Source organism: Neobacillus jeddahensis, assembly GCF_000612625.1.
Taxonomy (GTDB): domain Bacteria; phylum Bacillota; class Bacilli; order Bacillales; family Cytobacillaceae; genus Neobacillus; species Neobacillus jeddahensis.
On the sequence record NZ_CCAS010000024.1, the window covers coordinates 48120 to 60421 of the forward strand.

The 12302-nt window shown below is 40.0% G+C and carries 12 protein-coding genes and 1 CRISPR repeat array (1 of these 13 only partly in view); of the genes, 9 read left to right on the plus strand and 3 right to left on the minus strand.

Annotation, left to right across the window (positions count from 1 at the left end; all coding sequences use genetic code 11):
• Positions 1-1200: a CRISPR direct-repeat array (repeat unit 32 nt; unit sequence GTCGCACTCTGTATGAGTGCGTGGATTGAAAT); it begins 819 nt to the left of the window's first position.
• Positions 1201-1374: 174 nt separating this feature from the next.
• The 3 genes from TY15_RS12340 to nagE all read left to right on the plus strand — a co-directional run bounded on the left by TY15_RS12340 (position 1375) and on the right by nagE (position 4732).
• A complete protein-coding gene (locus TY15_RS12340; protein WP_040205267.1) occupies positions 1375-2283 on the plus strand; it encodes a Gfo/Idh/MocA family protein in 909 nt (302 codons plus the stop codon).
• Between the two features lie 376 nt (positions 2284-2659).
• Positions 2660-3139 carry a PTS sugar transporter subunit IIA gene (locus TY15_RS12345; protein ID WP_040205265.1) on the plus strand — a complete coding sequence of 160 codons (480 nt, stop codon included), beginning with the start codon at positions 2660-2662 and terminating at the stop codon, positions 3137-3139.
• A 150-nt stretch (positions 3140-3289) separates the two neighbouring features.
• Positions 3290-4732, plus strand: a complete 1443-nt coding sequence (gene nagE / locus TY15_RS12350) for an N-acetylglucosamine-specific PTS transporter subunit IIBC (protein ID WP_040205264.1) — start codon at positions 3290-3292, stop codon at positions 4730-4732.
• A 49-nt stretch (positions 4733-4781) separates the two neighbouring features.
• Here nagE and TY15_RS12355 read toward each other — a convergent pair whose 3' ends face one another.
• On the minus strand, positions 4782-5102 hold the full coding sequence (locus TY15_RS12355; protein ID WP_040205263.1) for a hypothetical protein: 321 nt from the start codon (positions 5100-5102) through the stop codon (positions 4782-4784).
• Between the two features lie 172 nt (positions 5103-5274).
• On the minus strand, positions 5275-6093 hold the full coding sequence (locus TY15_RS12360) for a PRD domain-containing protein (RefSeq protein WP_040205262.1): 819 nt from the start codon (positions 6091-6093) through the stop codon (positions 5275-5277).
• Positions 6094-6317: 224 nt separating this feature from the next.
• On the opposite strand from TY15_RS12360, the gene TY15_RS12365 reads away from it, so the two are divergent.
• Together TY15_RS12365 and TY15_RS12370 are read left to right on the plus strand one after the other, a co-directional pair.
• Positions 6318-6935 carry a class I SAM-dependent methyltransferase gene (locus TY15_RS12365; RefSeq protein WP_040205484.1) on the plus strand — a complete coding sequence of 206 codons (618 nt, stop codon included), beginning with the start codon at positions 6318-6320 and terminating at the stop codon, positions 6933-6935.
• 66 nt (positions 6936-7001) lie between these two features.
• On the plus strand, positions 7002-7997 hold the full coding sequence (locus tag TY15_RS12370; protein ID WP_040205260.1) for a DUF418 domain-containing protein: 996 nt from the start codon (positions 7002-7004) through the stop codon (positions 7995-7997).
• An 89-nt stretch (positions 7998-8086) separates the two neighbouring features.
• Here the strand turns inward: TY15_RS12370 and TY15_RS12375 are convergent, their stop codons facing one another.
• Positions 8087-8572 carry a lipoprotein gene (locus TY15_RS12375; protein ID WP_040205258.1) on the minus strand — a complete coding sequence of 162 codons (486 nt, stop codon included), beginning with the start codon at positions 8570-8572 and terminating at the stop codon, positions 8087-8089.
• A 257-nt stretch (positions 8573-8829) separates the two neighbouring features.
• Between TY15_RS12375 and TY15_RS12380 the strand changes: the two genes are divergently transcribed.
• From TY15_RS12380 to TY15_RS12395, 4 genes are all read left to right on the plus strand, one after another.
• Positions 8830-9780, plus strand: coding sequence for an ABC transporter permease (locus TY15_RS12380; RefSeq protein WP_040205256.1), 951 nt, complete (start codon positions 8830-8832; stop codon positions 9778-9780).
• On the plus strand, positions 9773-10723 hold the full coding sequence (locus TY15_RS12385; protein WP_040205254.1) for an iron chelate uptake ABC transporter family permease subunit: 951 nt from the start codon (positions 9773-9775) through the stop codon (positions 10721-10723). The genes TY15_RS12380 and TY15_RS12385 overlap by 8 nt, the downstream gene beginning before the upstream one ends.
• Complete coding sequence (locus TY15_RS12390; RefSeq protein ID WP_040205252.1) at positions 10720-11481, plus strand: iron ABC transporter ATP-binding protein; 762 nt, start codon at positions 10720-10722, stop codon at positions 11479-11481. The genes TY15_RS12385 and TY15_RS12390 overlap by 4 nt, the downstream gene beginning before the upstream one ends.
• 18 nt (positions 11482-11499) lie before the next feature.
• The coding region (locus TY15_RS12395) for a siderophore ABC transporter substrate-binding protein (protein WP_042374524.1) at positions 11500-12302 on the plus strand (803 nt) is incomplete at its 3' end.

Below are 12302 nucleotides of genomic sequence, written 5' to 3' on the forward strand. Positions count from 1 at the left end.
ATTGAAATAGGAAAGTAAAGATATACAGAACCGTTAGTATCGTCGCACTCTGTATGAGTGCGTGGATTGAAATTCATGTGCTAGATAACGTGACGTTTAATCAAGTAGGTCGCACTCTGTATGAGTGCGTGGATTGAAATATCGATATACGACTTAGTAGTTAACTCTAATCGTTGTCGCACTCTGTATGAGTGCGTGGATTGAAATCCTCAGATGTAGGCGGTTATGGTTTTAATCGACGTCGCACTCTGTATGAGTGCGTGGATTGAAATTAGTAAATATGCAAAATCTTGATAAGGCGATGTTGTCGCACTCTGTATGAGTGCGTGGATTGAAATCGAACATCTACTATCACGCGGCCAGCTATCATTGTCGCACTCTGTATGAGTGCGTGGATTGAAATAAGAATCCAATAACCTTGTCCATCTTCATTCCAGTCGCACTCTGTATGAGTGCGTGGATTGAAATCTTCCGCCCTTGGGTGGCTATCCTCGCTAATAGGGTCGCACTCTGTATGAGTGCGTGGATTGAAATTATTACCAGTAAAGCATCATTTTGCCGTTTAGTCGTCGCACTCTGTATGAGTGCGTGGATTGAAATGGTTCAACTGTTACAACAACCGCTACATCTAAAGTCGCACTCTGTATGAGTGCGTGGATTGAAATTCCATAAGAACCAATTGTGCCCCATATAAACCAAGTCGCACTCTGTATGAGTGCGTGGATTGAAATACTTCAAGCGATAAGCTATACATCGTAGCTACTCCAGTCGCACTCTGTATGAGTGCGTGGATTGAAATCGTTAAGAATTATGAGAACTAATCAAGTCATTAATGTCGCACTCTGTATGAGTGCGTGGATTGAAATTTATATTCAATAAAATTACCGATCGTAAAACTTTGTCGCACTCTGTATGAGTGCGTGGATTGAAATCTTTACCACTATAATTATTAGTCGGAGGTGAAAAGTCGCACTCTGTATGAGTGCGTGGATTGAAATATTTTGTTTCCTCCTTAATTGCTTTGTCTAATGCTCGTCGCACTCTGTATGAGTGCGTGGATTGAAATCCAGAGTCAACATCGGAGTTTGCAGAGGAAGGAACAGTCGCACTCTGTATGAGTGCGTGGATTGAAATTTTGGTACTAACAATCTGTCATACTAAAAGTATTGTCGCACTCTGTATGAGTGAGTGGATTGTAATAAGAGAAACTGAAAAGATAGTAAAAAGGGTCACTCTCACTTTTCATGATTGCGGATTCCTTGCACCCCTTACTTGGGATAAAAGATCAATCAATACCATTCACTGTTTCGATTGATCATGAATTGCTATACTACATATGTAGAATCATATTTACTTTTTTAGGAGTGATATAGAGTGCTTAAAATAGGAGTCATCGGGATCGGGGACATTGCCCAAAAGGCCTATCTGCCAGTTTATAGCGGACTAAAAGATATCGAATTTCACTTATATACCCGAAACCAAGAAAAGCTACAAGCCATTGGCAGCCAATACCGGTTTGAACATCTTCACACAAGCTTGGACTCATTGTTGGAGAGTGGTATCAGCGCGGCATTCATTCATTCCGCCACCGCATCTCACGCGGAAATGATCGAGCAGCTTCTCGACCGGAATATTCATGTCTTTGTCGACAAGCCCATCACCGACCAATATGATGAAGCAAAAAGACTAGTAGAACTTGCCGAACAAAAGGGCTTACTCCTGATGGCTGGTTTTAATAGAAGATATGCGCCATTTAATCAAAAACTGAAGGAAGTGGCGAATCCTAATTTTATCATCGTCCAAAAAAACCGTAATGCCCTTCCAGGTGAACCACGTACCTTTATATATGATGATTTCATTCATGTCATCGATACGATGCGCTACTTATTTCCACACCCAATCGAGGACATCACTGTGAATGCCAGAATGGAGGGCGACCGCTTATACCATATCGTCGTCCAATTTATCGCTGGGGGCGTCACCGCCATTGGTATTATGAATCGGGACAATGGCACGAATGAAGAAATAGTCGAAGTCATGGGTCCATTCGAGAAGAGAATCGTCCATAATGTCTCCAAATTGGTCATCTCTAGAGGGATGGAAACAACTGAAGTACGTGGAAGTGACTGGGAACCAACCCTAATAAAGCGTGGTTTCGAGCCCATGATCACCGATTTCATTGAGGCCGTTCGGACAAACTCCAAGCCTCAAATCTCAGCACTTGATGCACTAGAGACGCATGAAATCTGTGAGGAGATTTTACTAAAATTAGCAAAGAAATGATAATCTGAAATTTAAATGTCATCGCTTACAATTTCATGTTGTTTTTAAAAAAATTTATGCTATGATAAAAGTAACGAAATTGATTATGATCACATGTTACTGATTCGATCAGGCATGGTGGTAAGTAGAAGGCCAAGAATGGCTCTTTTATTATACCCCCATGTCTTTTTTGTGTGAGTAAAATATAAATTCATAGGACTTTGATAATCGTCCGCATCTAGGTTGATTTTCCTATAACAGGGGTGGAGCAATTCACCTCGGATGCGTGGCTATTCGTATCTAAAAGGGCTTTAATTTGAGTATTTTTAGAATCCGGTAGCAAAATAATATTAGGTTAAATTTTTACTATTTAACTAGTCAAAAGGAGAAGGTAGAAATGGGATTCAAATTGTTCAAAAAGGAAAAAACATCCATATATGCACCGGTTCAAGGAGAAATCATCCCGATTACAGATGTTCCTGATCCTGTCTTCAGTCAAAAAATGATGGGCGAGGGGCTTGCAATCATTCCTGAACAGGGTAATATCTATGCACCTGTAAATGGAAAGGTGATTCTGGTTGCGTCGACAAAGCATGCAATTGGAATTCGTGCCGAGGATGGGACCGAAATTCTGATTCATGTCGGACTAGAAACAGTAGCACTTAATGGCGTTGGATTTGAGCTAGCCGTTCAAGAGGGTGACAAGATCAAACCTGGGCAGCTGTTATTGGAGGTCGACTGGGATTATTTGAAGGAACATGCCAAAAGCATCGTGACACCTGTTGTGATTACCAATAGTGCAGAAAGCGGGAGACAAATCTCCCTTACCGAAGAAAAACGTAGTGTGGCAGGAGAGACAGTCATTATGACGATCTAGTCCAAATAGAATGTTTTAAGGAGGTGAGGATTAAAACTAAGACTGGCAAAACAGCAACTATCTAATTGGCTTAAAGAAATTATTTTACTTGTTGTCTTTCTTATTCGTTGTTTTGTTAGTAGATGTAAAAACTAATTAGGGGGTTTGAAAATGAAGAAGTATTTTCAGAAACTAGGTAGCTCATTAATGTTACCTGTTGCCGTTTTACCAGCGGCCGCTATTTTGATGGGTATTGGATATTGGATTGACCCTTCAGGCTGGGGGGCTGACAACGCATTTGCTGCGTTCATAATTAAAGCTGGTAGTTCTATTATCGATCACATTCCAGTCCTATTTGCAGTCGGAGTAGCTTTGGGTATGTCGAGGAACAAGGATGGCTCTGCTGCACTAAGTGGTCTAGTTGCTTTCTTAGTTGTGACCACACTGCTTTCTTCCAGCACAGTTGCCCTATTACAAGGAATTGATGTAGATAAAGTAGATCCGGCTTTTGCAAAAATAGACAATGCGTTTGTCGGAATCATTTCCGGTATCGTTGCGTCCGTTATGTACAATCGCTTCAGTCATGTTAAATTACCTGATGCATTTGCGTTCTTTAGTGGTAAGCGTCTTGTACCAATTATGACGGCTTTATCAATGTTAGTTGTATCAGGAATCTTATTTTTCTTATGGCCAATTATCTTTACTGGATTAGTTTCATTTGGTAAAACCATTAGTGATTTAGGGGCAGTAGGTGCAGGGCTTTACGGCTTCTTCAACCGTTTATTAATCCCAACAGGATTACACCATGCCCTAAACTCCGTGTTCTGGTTTGACGTTGCCGGTATTAACGATATTGGTAACTTCTTAGCAGGTAAAGGGGAAAAAGGGGTTACTGGTATGTATCAAGCTGGTTTCTTCCCAATCATGATGTTTGGTTTACCAGCAGCTGCATTAGCGATGGTTCATACAGCAAAAACGAAGAAGAAAAAACAAGTGGCTTCCCTGATGTTAGCAGCTGGCTTTGCTGCCTTTTTTACAGGCGTTACAGAACCAATTGAATTTGCGTTCATGTTCTTAGCTCCAATGCTTTATCTTGTTCATGCAGTCCTAACAGGTCTTTCTTTAGCAATCGCTGCGGCGTTCCATTGGACAGCCGGATTTGCCTTTAGTGCAGGCTTTATTGACTATTTCCTTAGTCTCCGCAATCCAATTGCGAACCATCCATATATGTTATTAGTTCAAGGCTTAGTATTCGCGGTCATCTATTATTTCTTATTCCGTTTCATCATTGTGAAGTTTAACTTAATGACTCCTGGTCGTGAAGAAGATGAGGATGAAGAAGTAGCTGTAGATGCTGCAGGTGGTAATAAATTTGCAGCGATGGCAGCTACCATCTATGAAGGATTAGGTGGAGACGCAAACGTTGTTAATGTAGATAACTGTGTGACTCGTTTACGTTTAGAAGTAAAAGATATGAATAAAGTGGATAAAAATAAAATCAAGTCTACTGGTGTACCAGGAATCAATGTTGTTGGTCCACAAAGTATACAGGTTATTGTCGGAACAAATGTCCAATTCGTTGCCGATGAAATTGCAAAAATTCGCAAGAATTAAATCACAATATGAAAGAGAGCTTGGATTTTTTCCAAGCTCTTTTTCATATTTATAGATAACTTCTATAATGAATGAGCATGGCAATGAACATGATAACGGTATATCCCACTGCCGCGAAAAAGGCTAGGTTTGGTGAAAACTCATATTTTTGTGCCTCCACCTTAATCCCCGTTGATCCTTGCACATTCATATCAAGATTTCGAGAGGTGAAACCTCCTTTAGAAGTGGAAAACCAAAAAATAACACTACCTGCTAATCCAACCAAAAAAGCGTAATCAATAAATGCTGTGTCCGTAAAATAGGCTATTCCTAAGCTGAGAGCGATTAAAACAAATAATGTTAGGACAATGGTCAGTAACCTTTTTAGCATTTCTAACATCCCCTATCTAATTGTCTATATATTAAAATAATACCATAAAATGGTTTTTATCGGTTAGATAAAAGGGCAGGAACTCAGAAAAAAACAGTAGAAATCTGCTTAGATTTCTACTGTTTTTTTATAATGCTTACAATTTTTTTAATTCACAAGCCAACCGAAGCTGCTAGCGATTCCTTAGCCGTTCAATATGAATCGTGATGTAACCGAGTTCTTGATCAGGCAGGTGGATGTCATACTGCCTGGCTAACAGTTTCGCGATATGCTGGGCACATGTGTAAGAGGAGGCAAATTTATTTTTTATCATCGTTAGCATTTCATGATCCATCATCGGTAGTTGTTCGTGACTACTTCTCTCTAGTGTAAAGCGAAGATGGGTCATCAGTCGTTGATAGGAAAGATCGTCTTCCTCTATCGAAATGTTGAGGAAGTCCTTGATTGCCTGGATCATTTCTCCAATAATCGCGGTCAGTCTCAGCGTTTGCTTCATATCGCCGTCTTGCAGCTTGGCGGTATGAATATGTAGAGCTAAATAAGCGGCCTCATCTATGGGCATAGTGATGTTAGTCTTTTTTTCAATATGCCGGATGGCCCACATCCCAATCGCAAATTCCTTTTTATAAAGCGCTTTTATTTCATGAAATAATTTATTTTTCAGATGAATCCCTTCACTAACTCTTTCCATCGCAAATGATAAGTGGTCAGTAAGGGCAATATGAATATGGTCATTTAATTTTGAGCCCAGGGATTCTTCGGCGTAGGTAATGATTTCTTCCGCGAGGGCAAAATGTTCTTCAGGAATTTGGAGAAGGAGCTGCTGAAATTTCTCATTTTCCTTCAGGATGAAGAGTTTCTCTATTTTTGCCGGATTGATAATATCATTTCGCTTTTTTTGAAAAGCAATTCCTGCTCCAATCGCAATTTTTTCTTCGTTGTTATCTGAAACGACGACGGCATTGTTATTTAATATTTTTCTAATTTTCAACGTTGCGTCATCTCCTTATCCAAAATAAAAAAGGACAATAATGTCAATACGGTAGTACAAGTTTGTTTGAAAAAAACTCTTCTATCTAAAATAACGTTCGACATTACGGGCGTATTTCCTTCTTTTCTATTCTATCATCTAGAAAAAGAGCAGGGAGGGTCCATTTATAAAAAAATAATGGCATAATGAAGAGAACAGTTGAATTTATTATACAGGAGTTAACGATGAAAGAATATTACTATGATAAATTACTTAACATTAAAACACGCGGTGATCAGCAGGGCTTTCACAAGTCCCTCCATTATCACCGATATGAGCCAACACCCTATAGTGCCCTAGAGGAGTTATTCCGCCGCTATCAGTTAAAGAGCAGTGATCATATTGTTGATTTTGGTTGTGGTAAGGGGAGATTAAATTTCTATATTCATTACTTTTTCCAAGCCTCTGTAGTAGGGATCGAAATGAATGAAGCTCTTTTTCAAGATGCGATTCACAATCAACAAAACTTTGTGAAGAAAAATAGTAAAGGAAAGATTCACTTTCTTTGTAGTATTGCTGAAGAGTATGTGGTCGGAGACTTAGATAACCGTTTCTATTTTTTTAACCCATTTTCCATTCAAGTCTTTCGGAAAATCGTACAAAATATATTGCGATCGTTTGAAAAGTCAGTACGTGAGATGGATCTAGTCCTATATTATCCCGCACCGGATTATATCTTTTTCTTGGAAAATGACACACCATTCGAACTGATCGATGAGGTGCCCGTCCCGTTTGTTTCCAAACATAATCCAAATGAGCGTTTCTTAATCTATCGCATGGGGCAGCAGAAAACAGTAGATTAGCCAATAATAAAAGTGAAAACGGTGCTAAAAGTAGTAATGGTGACAGGCACCAATAGGAGTATTATGATGGTTCCAATAGAGTTAACGAAACGGATTGATTTACTCGATTATTTACGCGGGTTTGCGTTGTTGGGGATTATTTTGGTGAATATTTTACCTTTGCTGGCAGTCACTAAACCAGAGCCTCACTCATTGGATGAAGCCTACTGGAGATTTTTGTATTTATTTGTTGAAGGACGTTTTTATACGATTTTTACCTTCTTGTTTGGGATCGGCCTGTATATGTTTATTACACGTGCTCTTGCAAAAGGGAAGAATGGATATATCCTGTTTTTGCGGCGGCTCTTGGTGCTGTTCATCTTTGGGCTCATTCATGTGAAGTTTCATCCAGGGGAGGCGCTCACCGTTTACGCCATATCAGGTCTGATTCTCCTGCCTTTTTATAAAGTACACAGGCGGATCAATCTTGTATTTTCAATTGCGATGTTAATCACCATCAGTATCTTGTCCGTCAAGATTTTCATGGTCATTCCGCTAATGTTATTAGGGATCACCGCCGGGCAATATCGCGTATTTGAAGGCATCGCTCGGCATCTGAAAAAAGTGGCTATGTTCACCATCCTCATGCTCCTGCTCAGTATCATCGGGCTTAGTTATCAATATCAACACGCACCGCAAATCGTTGGCACAGCTACAATGGCTGAAATCCAGCCGTTTTTCGCGATAGGTGTAACGATTGGGCCGATTGTCTCAGCTTTTTATGTAGGGGCGTTTATTTTACTAGTGCAAAGGCCATTTATTCAAAAGCTTTTGGCTCCGTTAAAAAGCTATGGGAGGATGGCATTCACCAATTATGTAACACAAACGGCCTTGATCCTCCTAATTGGTAGAATATTGCCAGTGTTCCATCCTCTGACATCTCTGTACCTGTGTTTAGCTATTTATGTGATCCAACTGATGTTCAGCATGATCTGGCTGCGATTTTTTAAGTTTGGTCCATTGGAATGGCTGTGGCGAGCCTTGACCTATTGGGAATTACCGCCGTTGCTGAATAAACGTTAGCCTGTTTGACTTATATCAATAAATGGACTAGGCCAGTTCCCGTTGACAATGGGGACTGGCTTAGTTTTTAAAAAATTTACCTTCCTGTTCTATTTCTGCTCAATTTTCACATCATGTTCCTTGCCTAATTTGTTCAACTTATCCTTGTAATCACGGATATGCTTTCGGGCATCCGCCAACATGGTATTTGCCTCTTGGATCAAATTCGGGTCCTGCTCTTCTAAGGCCTGTTTAATTTTTGCAAATGCATTAAACTGGATATTCGCACCTTCAATATAGATCTCATGTATTTCTTTCAGTTCATCTGTCTCAATTTTGACAGCTTCCAGCTTCTTGATAAATTCATTGTAGTTTGGGATGACGTCTGTTGTTATTGCATCGTACATGGTTTGGTCGTCCTGATAATTGGCCCCAGACACACCCTCATAAGCAGAAATCGCGTTAACTTCCAATTCCCATACGGTCTTCATTTCTTTGTCTAAATAATTTTGCAGGTCGTCCTGTACAGGGTCGCCAAAGCAGCCTGCCAATAAAAAAATAATCGGGATGACAATGGCTATTAGTCTTTTTTTCATTCCACCCACCTCCATATGCTCAATTTATGAGGGATTGGAAGTCCATTATGTTAAAGGGTGTCATTCATATTAATAAGCCACATGACAAAGTAAAAAGGGACGTTGGGTATATCCCTTTACTGAATATTATTGAAATTTAATTGATAAAAGTTCTCAATTACCATTGACATCAATTTTACCTTTGTTATAATCAATCATGAAAGTAAATGATAATGATTTTCAATATCATTTGCAATACCAATACAATGGAGACAGCGATGAAGAAACGATACTTATTATTAGCGCTAATAGTTTTATCCATAATTTCATTGTTTGTGGGTGTGAGTCAGCTTTCACCTATGGATCTAGTAGACTTTCAGTCTGAGGAAACGCAAATATTTCTGATTAGCAGGGTACCGCGGCTGGTGGCAATTTTACTTGCCGGGGCAGGGATGAGTATTGCTGGTCTTATCATGCAGCAGCTTAGTCAAAACAAGTTTGTCTCACCAACTACGGCAGGAACATTAGATGCTACCCGGTTAGGGATTTTGGTGGCGATGCTGATGTTTGCCAATGCCTCTATGTTAGAAAAAATGGCTATTGCCTTTGTGTTTGCGCTAGCCGGTACCTTTTTATTCATGCAAATCCTCGACAGGATTAAGTTCAAGGATGCCATTTTCATTCCACTTGTTGGATTAATGTTTGGCAATATTTTATCGTCTGTCACGACTTTTTTCGCTTATCGGGCGGACGTCATTCAAAATATGTCAGCATGGCTGCAAGGTGATTTTTCGATGATTATGAAAGGAAGATACGAGCTCTTATACATAAGTATTCCGATCTTAATTATTGCTTATTTTTATGCCAATCGTTTTACAGTAGCCGGAATGGGAGAAGATTTTTCAAAAAATTTAGGCCTTGCTTATCGAAGGGTCGTCAATTTGGGGCTCATCCTTGTAGCCTTGGTCACGACCACAGTGGTATTGACGGTTGGGATGATCCCTTTCCTCGGGTTGATTGTTCCGAATATTATTTCAATTTTTAAAGGAGATCATTTGCAAAAGACGTTACCACATACGGCCCTTCTAGGTGCAAACTTTTTGCTGGTTTGCGATATTTTAGGGCGAGTGATTATCTTTCCCTATGAGATTTCGATTAGTCTCATGGTGGGGGTGATTGGTAGTGGGATCTTCCTGTACTTGCTTTTTAGGAGGAAGGTCTATGCGTAACTCAGTGAAAATGCTCATCCTGGTTTTGATTGCCACTGTTTGTTGTGCAATTTACTTATTTCAAGATTTGAATGGCAGTTATGATTATGCCTTGCCAAGAAGGGCAATTAAAATCATCGCCATGGTGCTGACGGGATTTACAATCGCCTATGCGACGGTTGTATTTCAAACGATTACACATAACCGTATTTTGACACCGAGCATCATGGGGTTAGATTCCCTTTATTTACTGTTACAAACGGTGATAATTTTCTTTTTAGGCTCTGCTCATTTATTTGTTGTCAATAAGCAGGTGAACTTTATCCTATCGGTAGCAGTAATGATTGGATTTGCCCTTTTACTCTATCAATTTTTATTTAAAAAGGGCGGGCAATCGATCTACTTTTTACTACTGGTTGGGATCATTGTCGGCACGTTTTTCTCAAGTATATCAACTTTTTTTCAAGTATTAATCGATCCGAATGAGTTTCAAATTGTTCAAGACCGCATGTTTGCTAGCTTTAATAATATTAATTCGGACTTAGTGTGGCTGGCTTTGATTATCGTCGGTATTGTAGTGATCTATGCTTGGCGTCATGTGAAATATTTGGATGTCCTCTCACTAGGTCGAGAGATGGCGATTAATCTTGGGGTTCCATACGATTCAATCGTCAAACAAATGCTGGTGATTGTGGCGATCTTCATTTCGATATCGACCGCTCTCGTTGGACCGATTACCTTTTTTGGCTTAATTGTCGCAAACCTATCGTATCAGTTTTTTAAAACCTACCAACATAAAGTGCTGATTAGTGGAGCGGTTGCGATGGGGATCATTGCCCTTGTTGGGGGACAATGGATCGTCGAACGAGTCTTTACCTTTTCAACGACGTTGAGTGTCATTATTAATTTTATTGGTGGCGTCTATTTCATCTATTTATTATTGAAGGAGAGGAAAGCAGCATGATCCAGGTGAAGGCACTCTCAAAGTTTTACGGGAAAAAGGCGGTAGTGGAAGATGTGACGGTTACGATTCAACCTGGTAAAATCACTTCCTTTATTGGACCAAACGGTGCAGGGAAATCGACACTGTTGTCGATGGTTAGCCGTCTGCTTGATGGGGATACCGGCGAAGTCCTCGTTGATCAGTCAGATGTTCGTAAGATTAAATCAAATGATTTTGCCAAACGTGTGTCGATTTTGAAGCAATCGAATTACATGAACGTCCGCTTGACGATCCGCGAACTCGTTTCATTTGGCAGGTTTCCATACTCAAGGGGGAGGTTAACGGCGGAGGATGAACGGATTGTTGACCAATCACTAGATTATATGCATTTAAGTGTGATGCAGGATCGCTTCTTAGACGAATTATCCGGTGGCCAACGGCAGCGTGCCTTTATTGCGATGGTGATTGCACAGGATACAGAGTATATTTTGCTAGATGAACCATTGAATAACTTGGATATGAAGCATTCCGTGCAGATTATGAAAATCCTTCGTCGCTTGGTCAATGAGCTGGGTAAAACAGTTGTTATTGTCTTGCATGATATTAACTTCGCGTCTGTTTATTCCGATTGGATCGTCGCGATGAAGGATGGCAGAGTGGTTAAGGACGGTCCGACAGCGGAGATTATTCAATCAGAGGCCTTAAAGGAAATTTACGATATGGATATTCCGATTCAAGAAGTAGAGAATTGCCGAATCTGTGTTTATTTCAATTCATAAAAAGGGAGAGAGTAACAAATGAAAAAGTGGAGTTTCCTGAGTTTAATTTTTGCGATGATGTTCGTTTTAGCTGCTTGTGGACAAAGTAGCAAGGAAGAAGGAAAGGAAAAAACGGGCACGACCAATAAGACAGAGGCCGCAGAGAAATTGACGATTAAGCATGAATATGGAGAGGCGGTACTTGAAAAGAACCCGCAAAAAGTGGTTGTCTTTGATTTCGGCGTATTAGATACATTAGATGTGTTAGGTATTGAGGTAACCGGCCTTCCTAAAGGTTCGATCCCCTCTTATTTAGAAAAATATGCGGATAAAAAATATACCAACGTTGGAAGTTTAAAAGAACCAGATTTTGAAGCGATTCACGCGTTGAAGCCTGATGTTATTTTCATCTCTGGCCGTCAAGCGGCATTATATGATCAATTTGCGGAGATTGCACCAACGATTTATATCGGAATTGATTATGCAAATTATATGGAATCTTTTGAGAAGAATATGAACACAATTGGTGAAATTTTTGGAAAAGAAGATAAGGTGGCAAGTGAATTAAAGGATATTAAAGCCGATGTGAAGGAACTGCATCAGCAAACTGTAAGTCTTGATAAAAAGGCGCTGATTCTGTTAGCGAATGAAGGCAAGATCAGTGCGTATGGGCCAAGCTCTCGTTTCGGCATTATTCATGATGTTTTCGGTTTTGGTGCTGCTGATGAAAACATTGAGGTTTCCACCCATGGTCAAAGTGTTACATCTGAATACATTATGGAAAAAAATCCAGATGTCTTGTTTATCATAGACCGTAGTGTCGCCATTGGCGGGGAAAGCGG